13 protein-coding genes are annotated in these 15,010 nt (G+C 69.4%); 11 read left to right on the top strand and 2 right to left on the bottom strand.

From position 1 onward, the window contains the following. Positions 1-26: 26 nt before the first annotated feature. On the bottom strand, positions 27-2,615 hold the full coding sequence (locus VFV19_07920) for a protein kinase (GenBank protein ID HEX4824227.1): 2,589 nt from the start codon (positions 2,613-2,615) through the stop codon (positions 27-29). A gap of 89 nt (positions 2,616-2,704) precedes the next feature. Between VFV19_07920 and VFV19_07915 the strand changes: the two genes are divergently transcribed. The 10 genes from VFV19_07915 to VFV19_07870 all read left to right on the top strand — a co-directional run bounded on the left by VFV19_07915 (position 2,705) and on the right by VFV19_07870 (position 11,816). Further along, positions 2,705-3,685 (top strand): aldo/keto reductase, encoded by a 981-nt coding sequence (locus tag VFV19_07915; protein ID HEX4824226.1) that lies wholly within the window; start codon positions 2,705-2,707, stop codon positions 3,683-3,685. Between the two features lie 66 nt (positions 3,686-3,751). Further along, complete coding sequence (locus tag VFV19_07910; protein ID HEX4824225.1) at positions 3,752-4,426, top strand: hemerythrin domain-containing protein; 675 nt, start codon at positions 3,752-3,754, stop codon at positions 4,424-4,426. A gap of 30 nt (positions 4,427-4,456) precedes the next feature. After that, positions 4,457-5,593 carry a hypothetical protein gene (locus tag VFV19_07905; protein HEX4824224.1) on the top strand — a complete coding sequence of 379 codons (1,137 nt, stop codon included), beginning with the start codon at positions 4,457-4,459 and terminating at the stop codon, positions 5,591-5,593. A 10-nt stretch (positions 5,594-5,603) separates the two neighbouring features. Then, positions 5,604-7,820, top strand: coding sequence for a molybdopterin oxidoreductase family protein (locus tag VFV19_07900; protein HEX4824223.1), 2,217 nt, complete (start codon positions 5,604-5,606; stop codon positions 7,818-7,820). A gap of 1 nt (position 7,821) precedes the next feature. After that, on the top strand, positions 7,822-8,469 hold the full coding sequence (locus VFV19_07895) for a 4Fe-4S dicluster domain-containing protein (protein HEX4824222.1): 648 nt from the start codon (positions 7,822-7,824) through the stop codon (positions 8,467-8,469). Next, the gene (locus tag VFV19_07890) at positions 8,459-9,025 is read left to right on the top strand and encodes a Rieske (2Fe-2S) protein (GenBank protein HEX4824221.1); all 567 of its coding nucleotides are present in this window, start codon (positions 8,459-8,461) and stop codon (positions 9,023-9,025) included. Before VFV19_07895 ends, VFV19_07890 begins: the two co-directional genes overlap by 11 nt. Then, positions 9,022-9,240: a DUF6755 family protein gene (locus VFV19_07885; GenBank protein HEX4824220.1), complete on the top strand. Its 219-nt coding sequence runs from the start codon at positions 9,022-9,024 to the stop codon at positions 9,238-9,240. The genes VFV19_07890 and VFV19_07885 overlap by 4 nt, the downstream gene beginning before the upstream one ends. After that, positions 9,237-10,262, top strand: a complete 1,026-nt coding sequence (locus VFV19_07880) for a tellurite resistance/C4-dicarboxylate transporter family protein (protein HEX4824219.1) — start codon at positions 9,237-9,239, stop codon at positions 10,260-10,262. Before VFV19_07885 ends, VFV19_07880 begins: the two co-directional genes overlap by 4 nt. 9 nt (positions 10,263-10,271) lie before the next feature. Further along, entirely contained in the window at positions 10,272-10,961 is a 690-nt protein-coding gene (locus tag VFV19_07875) for a Crp/Fnr family transcriptional regulator (GenBank protein HEX4824218.1), read from the top strand. A 99-nt stretch (positions 10,962-11,060) separates the two neighbouring features. Next, complete coding sequence (locus VFV19_07870) at positions 11,061-11,816, top strand: arylamine N-acetyltransferase (protein ID HEX4824217.1); 756 nt, start codon at positions 11,061-11,063, stop codon at positions 11,814-11,816. On the opposite strand, the gene VFV19_07865 is transcribed toward VFV19_07870, so the two are convergent. After that, positions 11,794-12,435 carry a hypothetical protein gene (locus tag VFV19_07865; GenBank protein HEX4824216.1) on the bottom strand — a complete coding sequence of 214 codons (642 nt, stop codon included), beginning with the start codon at positions 12,433-12,435 and terminating at the stop codon, positions 11,794-11,796. The two genes, VFV19_07870 and VFV19_07865, sit on opposite strands and share 23 nt — an antisense overlap. A 29-nt stretch (positions 12,436-12,464) precedes the next feature. Between VFV19_07865 and VFV19_07860 the strand changes: the two genes are divergently transcribed. Next, on the top strand, positions 12,465-15,008 hold the full coding sequence (locus VFV19_07860) for a protein kinase (protein HEX4824215.1): 2,544 nt from the start codon (positions 12,465-12,467) through the stop codon (positions 15,006-15,008). Positions 15,009-15,010: the final 2 nt, after the last annotated feature.

Below are 15,010 nucleotides of genomic sequence, written 5' to 3'. Positions count from 1 at the left end.
GTTCAGAAAAGGAAGCTGTCCCCTCTCTACTTCAGGCCTTCGACGAGGAACAGCTCGGAGATGCGCCGCCGGTAGTTGAACGCGAACGTCTTCGCATCCGGCGTCATGACCACTCCGCTCATGCCGGTGATCCCGCCGGGATCGGCGGGCATGAACTCCTTGACGAAATCTTTCTTCCCGGTCGCCGGGTCGTAGCGGAAGATCCGAGCCGGGAGGCCCTCGCGCTTGAAGACGTAGAGCGCGCGGCCGTCGGCGGTCCAGCGGATCGGGACGTCGCGGGGTTCGTGTCCGACGAACGGCGTTTCCTTGCCGTCCGCGATCGTGACGATCTCGTCCACGTTGTCGGTGCCGAGGTCTTTGAGGATGAAGACCGACTTGCCGTCGGGCGAGACCGGATTCCCGCCCTTCCAGACGAGCGTTCCCTCGGGGGTGATCGGCCGCGGCGGACCACCCGCGACCAGATCGACGAGGTACATGCGGACCGGCTTGCCCTCGGGGGCCCCCTGGAAGACGAATCTCTTACCGTCGGGGAGAAAGCGGCTGTCCTGGTCCGACGCGACCCCAGCAAGGTCGACGACCCTCGCGGGACCTGCGCCGGTGGGGACGAGCGTGTAGCGCGCGGGCTGCTCGGGCAATCCGACGAGCGCCATCGACCCGTCGGGCGAGAGCGACTCGGCGCGGCCCTTCGCCAGATTGATCGGCGGCGATCCGTCGAGCGGCGTCAAGTAGACCGCGCCCTCGGGGCCGCCGCCTGCCCCGCGCTCGTAGACGAGGAGGGCTTTGCGGTCGGGCGTCATGTCGACCGCGACGGTGCCGTCGAAGATGGAGAGGTCGCGTTCCCGCGCCGCACCCTCCTCGAGCACGACGACACCGTCCCTCACCTCGCGGGTCTGGACGAGGGCGTGCCCGTCCGGTGCCACGTCCTGGAGCATGACGTTGCCGGGCCCCGTCCAGATCGTCCGGACTTTCCCCGAGAGCGACGCCGCGGAGAGCGTGGTCCGCCGGCCGTCCTCCCAGTCCGTGAACCAGATCTCGTCGCCGTTCGGCGACCAGGCGAGGCCGGTGCACCGCCGCCCGGTGGCAAGCACGTGCTGTTTGCCGGCGGGGTCCAGGACGATGATCGACCCGGTCTCCGGCAAGATCGGCCACCCGAGGCCGAATCGGTTCTCGAAGAAGGCGATCGATCCGTCGCGCGGCGAGAACCGGACGAAGTCGATGCCCTTGCTGGTGCGCAGCGCCTTGCCGGGGGGCGACTCGAGCGTCCACTCCGAGCGATGGATGGTCACCGCCGCCAGCTCACCGTTTCGGGGATTCCAATCCGCGGCGATCGCGGAGGGGCAGACCACCCGCGCGCCGCCGCCGCTGGCGGGAACGCGCGCAAGGCTGCCGGGGTAGAGGCCGTACGTGAGAAGAGGCGAGACGACGATCGCCAGCTCGTTGTCCTTCGATACCGCGAGGAGGCTCGCGCTTTCGACGTTCAGCCGCTGCGACTCCTGGCTGCCCGCGGGGATCGAGTAGAGCGTCGGCGGCCCGCCCTTCCAGCGGGCGCTGTAGATCACCGTGCGGCCGTCGGGACCGAACCGCGCGTTCTCGACCGTGCCCTGCTCGAAGGTGAGTCGATGGAAGACCGGCGGGGGCGGCGCACCGCGGCGGAGCACGAAGCCTGCAAACCCAGCGGCGACGACCGCCAAAGCGGCGAGGATCGCGAGGCCGTACGGTCGTCGCTTCGGGATCGCCGTCACGGCGGCCGACGTGACACCGGGCCCGTCCGACACGTTCTCGAGCGCGAACGCGACGTCGTGCGCCGACCGGAAGCGCTGCGCCGGGCTCTTCTCGAGGCAGTGATGGACGATGCGATCGAGCGCCGGCGGGATGCTGCGCCCCGACGCCTCGGGCGCCGGCGGATCGTCGCGCAGGATGGCGGCGAGGGTCTCGGTCGCGCTGTTCTTCGCGAACGCCTTCGTCCCGGTCAGCATCTCGTAGAGGACCGCGCCGAACGAGAAGAGATCGGTGCGCGCGTCGACGGCTTCGCCGCGGACCTGCTCCGGCGACATGTAGCCGACGGTGCCCATGACCGTGCCCGGCGAGGTGCCGAGGCTGCTCCGCGTCTCGAGCATGCTGCCGTCGTCCGTAGCGCCGGTCGTTTTCGCCAGGCCGAAGTCGAGGATCTTCAGGCGGCCGTCGGTCGTGATCCAGAGGTTGTCAGGCTTGAGGTCGCGGTGGACGACCCCCTTTTCATGCGCCGCCGCGAGGCCGCGTGCCATCTGGATCGCGAGCAGGGCTGCCTTGCGCGCCGGGAGCGGCCCCTCGGCGAGGCGCGCGCGCAGGCTCTCGCCTTCGAGCAGCTCCATGACCGCGTACGTCAAGCCGTCCTGGCTCGCGAAGTCGTGGAGCGCGAGGATGTTCGGGTGGCTGAGCGCCGCGACCGACTTCGCCTCGCGGTCGAAGCGGGCGAGGAGCGCCGGATCCTTCGCGAGCTGCTCGGGCAGCACCTTGATCGCGACGAGCCGGTCGAGGCGCGTGTCCTTCGCCTTGTAGACCTCGCCCATGCCGCCCGCGCCGAGCGGCGTCACGATCTCGTACGGGCCGAGACGATCTCCTGGAGACAGGGGCACGCGAGAGCTCCCTCGAAGCGCGTGGGATTCTACCCAACTGGCTCGCGGCCGGGTGGCTCGCTACCCTCTTTCCCAGGAGGGCACCGTCGATGCAGACACGCACACTCGGGAGGCGCGGACCGAACGTCTCCGCCATCGGTCTCGGCTGCATGGGGATGAGCTTCGGCTACGGACCCGCCCACGACAGGAACGAGATGGTGAGGGTGCTAGAGGCCGCGGTCGATCGCGGCGTGACCTTCTTCGATACCGCGGAAGCGTACGGGCCGTACGCCAACGAAGAGCTGGTCGGCGAAGCCTTGGCCCCGTTCCGCGGCCGCGTCGTCATCGCGACCAAGTTCGGGTTCAAGCTCGAGTCCGGGCAGCAACGCGGGCTCGACAGCCGGCCGTCGCACATCCGGGAGGTCGCCGAGGCCTCGCTGCGTCGTCTCAAGGTCGAGACGATCGATCTCTTCTACCAGCACCGTGTCGATCCCCAGGTCCCGATCGAGGACGTGGCCGGCGCGCTGCGCGACCTCGTACACGAGGGGAAGGTGAAGCACTACGGCCTTTCCGAGGCGGGCGCGGCGACCATCCGGCGCGCGCATGCCGTCCACCCCGTGACGGCGGTCCAGAGTGAGTACTCGCTCTGGTGGCGGCAGCGGGAGTCCGACCTGTTTCCCACGCTCGAGGAGCTGGGGATCGGGTTCGTTCCGTTCAGCCCGCTCGGCCGCGGCTTCTTGACCGGCGCGATCGACGCGACGACCACGTTCGGCGACACCGATTTCCGTGCGAGCCTCCCGAGGTTCACCGCGGAGAATCGCAAGGCGAACCAGGTCCTCGTCGACCGGCTGGCCGCGATCGCGCGCGCCAAGGGCGCGACGCCGGCACAGATCGCGCTGGCGTGGATCCTTGCGCAGAGGCCGTGGATCGTTCCGATCCCCGGCACGACGAAGCTGAGCCGTCTCGAGGAAAACATCGGCGCCGCGTCGATCGCTCTCACCGCTGCGGACCTTGCCGAGATCGAGGAGGCGGCCTCGCAGGTGAAGGGTGACCGTTATCCCGAGCACCTCGAGCAGATGACGAATCGCTAGGCGGTATGACGCCGGTCATGCCGCTCCGGCGCGTGCGGCGCCACACTCTCCTCGAAGGAGAGTCCCATGAGCGAAACCGTCGCCGATCCCCGCACGCTGATCTGCCATGACCTGCCGCCCGCCGAGCGCCTGCCGGCGCTCCTCCGTGCGTTCGACGCGCTGATCCCCGGGGGGAGCTTCGAGCTGCACAGCGCCCATGCTCAGAACGCCGCGCTCCTGTGCTTGACCAAGGAGCGGGCGGGGCTCTTCGAGTGGTCGCCGCTCCAGCAGGGGCCGGAGCTGTGGCGCACGACCGTCACCCGCCGTACCGGGGGTAGCACGCTGCGCGAGCTGACCGAGGCGTTGGCATCGGACCACGAGCGGCTCGACGACCTCGAGCGTCGGGCCTTCGAGGCGCGAGCCGCCGGCGACACCGCACGAGCTGCCCGCCTCTTCGCCGATTTCGCGCGAGGCCTGAGGCGCCACATCGCGTTCGAGGAAGGCGTCCTCTTCCCGGCCTTCGAGGCGCGCTCGCCGTTCCCTCCCCGCGAAGGGCCGACGGAGGTCATGCGTCTGGAGCACCGGCAGATCGAGGCGCTGCTCGATCGCGCCTCGAACGCCGAGGGCCGGGCGCCGCTCCTCGCCCTGCTCGACGCCCACAACACCAAGGAGGAGGCAGTGCTCTATCCGTTCACCGACCGCCTGCTCACGCCCGAAGAGCGTGATCATCTCGTTGGCCGGATCCAAGCGTTCGTCTCCTGAACTATACTCGGCGGACTTCGAGAGGTCGCGATGCACCGTGAGGTGAGGAACGCGGCGGCCTGGGCCGGTCTCCTGACGCTGGCGCTCGGCGCTCTGATCGTCGCCGGCTCAAGAAGCCTCGCGCACTTCGACGCGGCGCTCGTGGCGTACACGTTCGCCTCGCTCTTCGCGGTGTTCGGGATCACGTACCGCTACGCGATCTGGCTGCAGCGGCCGCCGACCGCGGTCTACTGGCGTCGCGGCTTCGAGCTCTTCCTCCGGCGCGGCCACCTCGGCTCGAACCTGCGCCTGCTCGTCACGCGGCTGGTCTCGGATTTCGGGACCAACGCGTTCATCTGGAAGCGGGACAAGCTGCGCGGCCTGACGCACATGCTCCTGATGTGGGGCTGCGTGCTGGCGGCGGCGATCACCTTCCCGCTCGTGTTCGGCTGGCTTCATTTCGAAGCGATGCCCGACCGGCCCGACTGGTACCGCCCCGTGGTCTTCGGCTTCGCGACGCCGGCGTTCCCGGTGCGCTCGCTGGTTGCCTTCCTGATCTTTCACGGTCTCGTCTGGTCGGCGTTCCTGGTGATGGGCGGGGTCATGCTCGCGATGCGGCGTCGCATGCGCGACGAGGGCGCCGCGGCGGTGCAGTTCTTCGCCGAGGACATGCTCCCGCTCATCCTGCTGTTCGCGGTGAGCCTCTCCGGGCTTCTCCTCACGGTCAGCTACACGTGGCTGGCCGGTTACGGCTACGAGTTCCTCGCGCTCTTCCATGCGATCACCGTGATCGTCACCCTCCTCTGGCTGCCGTTCGGCAAGCTGTTCCACGTCTTCCAGCGCCCGGCGCAGCTCGGCGTGGCGTTCTACAAGGACGTCGCCGCGAGGAGCGAGCCCGCGTCGTGCGCGCGCTGCGGTCACGCGTTCGCGTCGCGCATGCACGTCCGCGACCTCGAGACGGTCGAGGCGGCGCTCGGCTATCGCTACGACGACCCCGGCGAGGTGGGCCACTACCAGCGCATCTGTCCGCGATGCCGGCGTGCGCTCGTCGCGCTCGCGCAGGCCGCGCTCGCGCGCGGGCCGTCGTCACGGAGGGCCGCGCTGCCGGCGCCCATGCCGTCCTACGCGAACCCCGGCCTCGGCGAGGGCCCGCTGGGGAGCGAGGATCGGGACAACTTCCACCCCTGAGGATCGAGACATGTCGCGCCCCACCGCCACCGAGCCGGAATTCGCCGAGGTCTTCGGACCTCATCTCTCCCGCGCGACCGGCGACCGCCTCGATCCGGGCGTCGTGCCCGACAAGACGGTGAAGACCCACTGCTGTTTCTGCGGGCAGCAGTGCGGCATCGAGCTCCTCGTCAAGGACAACCGCGTGATCGGCTTCGAGCCCTGGCTCGAGTTTCCGTTCAATCACGGTAAGCTGTGCCCGAAGGGGGTGAAGCGCTACCTTCAGGGCGCCCACCCCGATCGTCTCCTCCACGCGCAGGTGCGCGACGAGCATGCGCGCGGCGGCTTCCGGCCGGTCGCCTACGACGAGGCCGTCTCCCGGGTCGCCGCCGAGATCGAGCGCATCCAGTCGGCCCACGGCCCGCAGGCGTTCGGGGTGCTCTCCGGCGCGAGCCTCACGACCGAGAAGGCGTACCTGATGGGGAAGTTCGCGCGCGTCTGTCTCAAGACGCCGTACATCGACTACAACGGACGGCTCTGCATGGTCAGCGCCGCGGCGGCGAACAAGAAGGCGTTCGGCATCGACCGGGCCGCCAACCCGTGGTCGGACATCCCGAAAGCCGAGATCGTCTGGATCAGCGGGGCGAACGTCGCGGAGTGCGCGCCGATCACCACCGACTACGTCTGGCAGGCGCGCGAGAACGGCGGGCGCGTCATCGTCGTCGACCCGCGCCTGACGCCGCTCGCGCGGACGTGCGATCTCTTCCTGCCGATCAAGCCCGGGCGCGATGCCGCGCTCTTCTCAGGCGTCCTCAACCTGATGATCGAGCACGATTGGCTCGATCACGCGTTCATCGACGCCCACACGACCGGCTTCACGGATCTGGCGCGCGCCGCGGCCGAGTGGACGCCCGCCCGCACGGCGGCGGTCACCGGGATCGCGGAGCGGAGCATCCGTCAGGCGGCCGAATGGTGGGGCACGGCACGCACGAGCTTCCTCCTTCATGCGCGCGGCATCGAGCACCATACCCACGGCGTCCAGAACTGCCTCGGCGCGATCAACATCGTGCTCGCCTCGGGTCGCATCGGGCGCGAGGGCTGCGGCTACGCGACGATCACGGGGCAGGGGAACGGGCAGGGCGGGCGCGAGCACGGCCAGAAGTGCGACCAGCTTCCAGGCGGGCGCGACATCGCCAACCCCGAGCACCGCGCGCACGTCGCCGGCGTCTGGGGCGTCGCACCCGACGACCTCCCGGGCCCGGGGGTCGACTGCTACGAGATGCTGCGCAAGGTCGACCGGGGCGAGATCCGCGGCTTGCTCAGCCTCTGCTTCAACCCGGCGGTGTCGCTGCCCGACAGCGCGTTCGTGAAGCGCATGCTCGAGAAGCTCGAGTTCTACGCCGTCATCGACTTCTTCCTGAGCGAGACGGCGCGCTACGCGGACGTCGTGCTCCCCGGCTCGCTCCACGAAGAGGACGAAGGGATCGTGACGACGGCGGAGGGGCGGGTGATCAAGATCAACAAAGCGGTCGACCCGCCCGGCGAGGCCCGCGAGGACTGGCGCATCGTCCAGGATCTCGCGCGCGCTCTCGGCCGGGAGAGGGGATTCACCTTCGTCGGCCCGGCCGCCATCCTCGCCGAGCTGCGCGAGGCGTCGCGGGGCGGTGTCGCCGACTACGCGGGGATCGGCTACGAGCGGCTGGAGCGGGAGCACGGCGTCTTCTGGCCGTGCCCCTCCGCCGATCATCCCGGCACGCCGCGGCTCTTCGAGCCCGGATCGACGAACCCCGTCGCCCGAGGAGCCGGGCCGTTCTACTTTCCCGACGGCAAGGCGCGCTTCCTGCCGGCGAGCTACACGTCGCCCGCCGAGGAGGTCGACGCGGACTACCCGCTGCTCCTGACGACCGGCCGCGTCGTGAGCCATTTCCTCTCCGGGGCTCAGACCCGGCGCATCGGCCCCCTCGTCGACCACTGCCCCGAGCCGTTCATCGAGGTGCACGCGCAGCTCGCGTCGCGCCTCGGTCTCGCCGACGGTGACCTTGCGACCGCCGCGACGCGGCGCGGCGCGATCACGCTCCGCGTGTCGGTCGTCAAGACGATCCGCCCCGACACGATCTTCATCCCGTACCACTGGCCCGACGGGAAGAGCGCCAACGCGCTCACGATCGCGGCCCAGGACCCGATCTCGAAGATTCCGGAATACAAGGTCTGCGCCGCGCGGCTCACGAAGGCCGGGGAGGCGCGCTGACATGCCCGTTCCCGAGTCGCACGAGTTCTTCATCGACCCCCGCCGCTGCATCGGCTGCAACGCCTGCGTGCAAGCCTGCACCGAGTGCGACACGCACAAGGGGCACGCGATGATCCAGCTCGACTACGTCGACCGAGGCGCCTCGCCGCAAACGGTGCCGGTCGTCTGCATGCACTGCGATTCCCCAACCTGCGCCGAGGTCTGCCCGGCCGATGCGATCAAGCGCACCGGCGACGGCGTCGTCCAGACGGCCCGCAAGCCGCGGTGCATCGGCTGCAACAACTGCGTGCTCGCGTGTCCCTTCGGCGTCCCGAAGATGAGCACCGGGATGAACCTCATGATGAAGTGCGACATGTGCTACGACCGCACGTCGATCGGGAAGAAGCCGATGTGCGCGTCGGTCTGCCCGAGCCAAGCCCTCTTCTTCGGCACGCGCGAGGAGATGGCGCGTCTGCGTCCGGCGTCCCGGGTCTTGAACGTCTTCCGGTTCGGGAACCAGACGATCACGACGCGAGTCAACATGCTCGTGCCGGGACAAGCCTTCGTCGAGAGCCTCGACGTGCTGTCCGCGCTCCACGAGCCCGCCGCGGGCAACGACGCGGCCGAGAACGTCCTGCTCGACGGAATGGAGGCACCGCATGCGGGTTGACGACCCCGAGACCGTGAGCGCCGCTCCGGACGGTCGCCCGGCGGAGGCGCAGCCGCGCTGGCGCCGGGACTTTCCCGTCGACGGGCCGGCGGACGAGTTTCGCTCACGGCGAGAGTTCACCGGCCTCCTCTTGCTGACGAGCTTGGCCTTCGCCGCGGGTCAGCTCTGGATCGTCGGGCTCCGCGCCTTCAAGGGCGCGCACGGATCGTCGCCGGTGCTCGACGTGGCCGGCGTCGACGAACTGCCGCCGGGAGGGATGAAGGTCTTCGAATACCCGACGAAGGCGGATCCGTGCGTCCTCGTCCGCCTCGCCGACGGATCGTTCGTCGCCTACGACCGCCGCTGCACGCACCTCTCGTGCCCGGTCATCCCGCGCCCCGCCGCCGGGCGCCTGGACTGCCCGTGCCACAACGGACACTTCGACCTTGCGACCGGCGCGCCGCTCGCAGGCCCGCCGCGGAGGCCGCTCCCGCGCGTCACGCTCGAGATCCGCCGGGGACGGATCGTCGCCACGGGTCTTTCGGTCGAGGGCGGCCGCCGGGCGGAGGCGTCATGAGCCGATTCGCGCGGAGCCAGCGCTCGACAATCGTGAACGGGATCCTGTGCCTGATCGCGATCATCGTCGTCCTCCAGCTCTGGCTCTTCACCGCGACGATGGAGGCGTTCCTCGGCGGCGACGAAGTGATCGCGGTGCCCGCGGCGCTCGTGAGCACCCTGTGCTTCGTGCTCGGCCTCGGCTTGCGCCGCTACCTCCGGACCCTCGACCCGTGAAGGCCGTCTCCGAGGCGGTCCGAGGATTCTTCCCCGGCTACTTCGCGCTCGTCATGGCGACCGGCATCGTCTCGCTCGCGGCGCATTTCTGCGGACTCGAGCGAGTCGCCGTGTCGCTGCTCTGGATCAACGTCGCTGCGTACGCGACGCTCGGGGGGATCAACCTCGTGCGCGTCGCGCTCTTCCCGCGCGAGGTGAGGGACGACCTCGGGCGGCACGCACGAGGGGCCGGCTTCCTGAGCTCGGTCGCCGCGACGTCGGTGCTCGGCAGCCAGCTCGTGGTCCTCGAGGGAGCGACCACGGCGGGCTTCCTTCTCTGGATCCTCGCGATCGCCCTCTGGCTGCTCCTCATCTACACGTTCTTCACAGCGGTGACCGTGGCGGCGGAGAAGCCGCCGCTCGAGACCGGCCTCAACGGCGGATGGCTCCTGGCGGTGGTCTCCACCGAGTCGCTCGGCGTCCTCGGGGTGCTGGCCGCGCCGGCGGCGCCGAGCCCGCCCGTCGCCCTTTTCCTCGCGCTCTCGGCCTGCTTCGCAGGCGCGATGCTCTACGTCCTCTTGATGTCGATGATCCTGGAGCGCTGGCTGTTCCATCCGCTCGACGTCGGCGGCATGACCCCTCCCTATTGGATCAACATGGGAGCGCTCGCCATCACCACGCTCGCCGGCTGCCGGCTGCTCCTCGTCAAGGACGCCTGGCCGCCGCTCGCGCGCCTCGCTCCCTTTCTCGAAGGCTTCACGCTCTTCTTCTGGGCGACCGCGAGCTGGTGGATCCCGCTCCTCGTTGCGATGGGCGTCTGGCGCCACATCGTCCGCCGGCTCCCGATCGCCTACGACCCGCAGTACTGGTCGCTCGTCTTTCCGCTCGGCATGTACTCCGTCGCGACCTATAACGTCGCGAAGGCCACCGGCATCACGTTCCTGGCCGGCGTTCCGCCGGTCGCCCTCGGCGCGGCGCTTGTGGCGTGGGTCCTGACGTTCGCCGGGACGATCCGGGCGCTGGTGCGCACGCTCCGCGCGTAAGATCGCCTGGTGGCCATCCCCGTCGCGGACGTGCTCGCCAAGAATCCGCTCTTCCGGCGCCTCTCCGACGAGGACCGGCACAGGCTCGCGGGCGTCTCGGAAGTCCGCTCCTACGAGCGAGGGGCGAGGATCTTCACCGAGGGCGACCCCGCGGAGATCCTCTACACGATCGACAGTGGCCGCGTGAAGGTCGTGAAGATGCAGGGGGGCGGTAAGGAGGTGATCTTCGAGATCCTCGGGGCGGGAGACCCCGTGGGCGCGGTCGCGGTTTACGAGGCGCGGCCGTATCCGGCCTCCGCGATCGCGCTCGAGGACTGCACCCTCATCCGCGTGAGGCGCGCGGCGTTCTTCGCGCTCCTCGAGACTAGCCCGTCCCTCGTCCGCGGGCTCCTGAACGGTCTCTCCCTCCGGCTCATGGAGTTGACGCGCCGCATCGAGGAAGTTTCGGGGAGCCGCGTCGAGACCCGGCTCGCCCGCGTGCTCCTCATGCTCGCCGACCGCATGGGGCGCCCGGCGCCCGGAGGGACCTTCATCCCGCTTCCTCTCTCCCGCCAGGAGCTGGCGGACCTGGCAGGGACCACGATCGAGACCGCGATCCGCATCATGAGCCGCTGGGGGAAAGACGGACTCGTCGTCACGGAGAAGGACGGGTTCGTGGTCCCCGACCGGGCGGCGCTCGAGCGGGTCACCCGGATATGAGCGTCGTGATACCGCGGATCGGCGACCGGCTCTAACGTTCCGAGCGTGGCGGCGCGCCTCACGCGGATGCAGCGTGTCGGGGCTTAGAATCCGCCTCTCATGCGCGTCGGCGACTATCTCCGCCGAATCGGCTACGCTGGGCCGATCGACCTGACCGCCGAGACGCTCGGCGCGCTGCACCGTGCTCACATGACGTCGGTGCCGTTCGAGAACCTCGACATTCACCTGGGCGTGCCGATCGTGCTCTCGGTGCCGGCGTTCTACGAGAAGATCGTGACGCGCCGGCGCGGCGGGTTCTGCTACGAGCTGAACGGCCTCTTCGCGTGGCTCCTCGAGGAGCTGGGGTTCGAGGTGGCGCTCCATGCAGCGTGCGTGGCGTCTGGCGGCCGCCTCAGCCCCGAGTTCGACCATCTCGTCCTCTCCGTCGCCCTCGGCGACCGCTGGATCGCCGACGTCGGATTCGGCGAGTCGTCGCTCGACCCTCTTCGAGAAGGCGTCGCGGGCCCTTACTCGATCGGCGAGGAGGGGGAGGTGCGCATCATGCGGCGGGGGACGGAGCCGCAGTACGTCTTCACGCTGGCGAAGCGCCGCCTCGACGAGTTCGCGGCACGCTGTCTCTTCCAGCAGACCTCACCGGAGTCGCACTTCACGCGGACGACGATCTGCTCGCTTCCCGCATCGTCAGGGCGTGTGTCGGTGTCCGGCCCCCGGCTCATCGAGACCGTCGAGGGTCGACGGGATGAGCGCGCGATCGCGGACCGGGACGATTACCGACGCATCCTGAGCGAGCGCTTCGGGATCGAGCTGACGGCCGGCGAGGCCGAGCGGTTGCTCAATGCGGGTGTACCAGAGTGAAGTTCGCGAGAGACCGTTCCTCGAGAGCGGGTTTCTCGGCTCGCCACGCCGGAGTCGGCTCCTCGCCGGCGTAGAGATCCGCCATCGTGCGATCGCTCTTGCCTTCCATGTAGAAGACGATCATCTCGCTCTTCCGCAGGTCGCCGTCGGCGATCGTGACGTAGCGCGTCGCGAGCCACACCGCCGGCATCTTGAACCCCTTCTTCAAGAGGAAGTTGTTCGTCGCCTCGGCCTCGTCCTTCGGCTGAGCGACGGCGGCGGTCGCGGCCGGGAAGGCGAAGGTGTTCGAGATGAAGCGGAGCCCGGCCATCTCGCGTCCCGAGGACAGGTCGTAGCCGAACGTCTCGTGCGACGAGGGGAGGAAGCTCTCGAACTGAACGACGAGGAGGCGCCGGAGCGCTTTGTCGTCGCCGGCATCGACGAAGATGTAACGCTCCCCTTCGGACTCCGCCAAACGAAAAGGAACCCGCCCCACGAACCGGAACGCCGAGCCCGCGAGGACCTCCACGCTCGGCGTCGCGGCCGAGTGGAGGGTTCGCCCACGGACCTCTCTTGCGGCACCGGTAATGCCCACGCCGAGAACGAGGAGGAACAGGGCGAGAACGCGCGATCGGTGCATCAACACTTCTCCTATATCATCCCCGCCTCATGGCTCTCGCTCCCGGAACACGCCTCGGATCTTACGAGATCGCCGCGTCGATCGGCGCGGGGGGGATGGGTGAAGTCTACCGCGCCCGCGACACCAAGCTGAACCGCGACGTCGCGATCAAGGTCCTTCCCGAGCGGCTCGGCGCCGACGCCGAGGCGCTCTCCCGCTTCGAGCGCGAGGCGCAGGCGGTCGCCGCGCTCTCGCATCCGAACATCCTCGCCATGCACGATTTCGGCAGCCAGAACGGCGTGACGTACGCCGTCATGGAGCTGCTCGACGGCGAGAGCCTGCGGGCCAAGCTCGACCAGGGAGCGCTCCCGCCGCGCAAGGCGATCGACTACGCGCTCCAGATCGTCCACGGCATCGCCGCCGCGCACCAGAAGGGGGTCGTTCACCGCGACCTCAAGCCCGAGAACATCTTCATCACCGGCGAAGGACGCGTGAAGATCCTCGACTTCGGCCTGGCGAAGACGACCGGGCCGGCGGGCGGCGGCAGCATGATGCAGACGAGGAGCGGCCTCGGCACATCTCCCGGTACGGTCATGGGCACGGTCGGTTACATGTCGCCGGAGCAGGTGCGCGGACTGCCCGTCGATCACCGGACCGACATCTTCTCCTTCGGCGTCGTCTTCTACGAGATGCTCTCCGGCCGGCGGGCGTTCCACGGCGACTCGAACGTCGAGACGATGAACGCGATCTTGAAGGAAGACCCGCCCGATCTGGCGGTCAGCGGGACCCAGGTGCCGCCCGCGCTCGACCGCATCGTGAGGCGCTGCCTCGAGAAGAACCCCGCCGAGCGCTTTCACTCGGCGCACGATCTCGGCCTTGCGCTCGAGACGCTCTCCGCGATGGGAGGATCGGTCGCCAGCGGTGCCGCGATCGCTCTTCCCAAGCGCCGGACGTGGCTGCCGTTCGCGGCGGCCGTCGCAGTCGCGGTCGTGGCCTACGCCGCCGGATCGTACTTCTCACGGCCGCAGGCCACCGGCTCCCCGACGTACCAGCGGCTCACGTACCGTCTCGGCAAGATCGTCACCGCGCGCCTCACCGGCGACGGCAAGACCGCCGTCTACTCCGCGGCGTTCGGAGACGAGCCGAAGAAGCTCTACTCGACGAGCGAAGGGGGCCCCGACTCGCTCGCGCTCGCCTACCCGAACGCCGACGTCGCCTCGGTCTCGCGTTCCGGAGAGCTGGCGCTCATCCTCGACCGCCATACCGTCCGCGGATACGCGCAGGTCGGAACGCTCGCGCGGGGCTCTTCGACGGGCAACGCGGCGCGCGCCGTGCTCGAGGACGTTCAGGACGCCGACTGGCTCCCCGACGGGTCGGGATTCGCGGCGGCTCACTACCTCGACGGACGCTATCGCCTCGAGTTCCCGATCGGAACGCCGGTGTATGAGACGACCGGCTACATCAGCGACGTGCGCATCTCGCCCGACGGGTCGAAAGTCGCCTTCGTCGATCACCTGATCCAGGGCGACGACCGCGGCTCGATCGCCGTCGTCGATCGCGCCGGAAAGAAGCGGGCGGTTTCGGAAGACTATTCCAGCGCCCAAGGCCTGGCCTGGGCCGCGGACGGCCGCGAGATCTGGTACACGGCGGCCGACCAAGGGAACGCGAAGGCGCTCTTCGCGACGACGGTCGACGGCCATTCCCGCGTCGTCGTGCGCGTGCCCGGCAACGTCCACCTCGCGGACGTCGGCTCGGACGGCAGCGTGCTCTTCTGGAAGGAGACTACGCGGAGCGTGGTCAGGGGCCGCGGCCCGGGCGACACCGCGGACCGGGAGCTTTCCTGGCTCGACTACACCACCGTCCCGAAACTCTCGAACGACGGCAAGTGGCTCGCGTTCACCGAGGAAGGGGACGGCGGCGGCGTCGAGTACTCCGTCTACGTGCGCTCGACGGACGGCGGGCCGGCGGTGAGGCTCGGTCCCGGCTGCGGGTTGTGGTTCTCGCCCGACGGCAAGTGGGTGCTGTCGATGCGCATCAATCCCGCCCCCTCCCAGCTCGTGCTGCTCCCCGTCGGGGCGGGAGAGGCGAAGCAGGTGACTCATGACGAGCTGACGCACGAGCTCGCGGCGTTCACGGAAGACGGCAAGTCCATTCTCTTCGAAGGCTTCGCCCCCGGACGTCCGAAGCGGCTCTACCTCCAGGACCTCGCGGGCGGAGCCGCCCGAGCGATCACCCCGGAAGGTGTGCTGGGAGCGTTGTCTCCAGACGGCAAGCTCGTCGCCTTCGACGGGAAGCTCTACGAAGCAGGCGGCACCGCGTCGCGCCCGATCCCCGGCTTCGAAGCGGGGCAGAGGATCGAGCGCTGGGCTCCGGATGGGAAGAGCGTGATCGTGCGCAGCATCCTCCCGTCCGGGGGTCAGCACATCTACCGGCTCGACACGACGACGGGAGCGCGCACGCTCCTCTACGACGTCCCGCCCGTGTCGACCACGCTTCCCGGCGCGTGGTTCACGATCACGCCCGACGGCTCGGCCTACTTCACCTCGTACAACTTCACGCAGGGTGATCTCTTCCGGGCGACGGGCTTGAGGTGAGC

It is taken from the genome of Candidatus Polarisedimenticolaceae bacterium, from assembly GCA_036275915.1.
Taxonomy (GTDB): domain Bacteria; phylum Acidobacteriota; class Polarisedimenticolia; order Polarisedimenticolales; family DASRJG01; genus DASRJG01.
The sequence above is the reverse complement of the archived record's forward strand: the minus strand, read 5'-3'. Positions and strand labels throughout refer to the sequence as shown.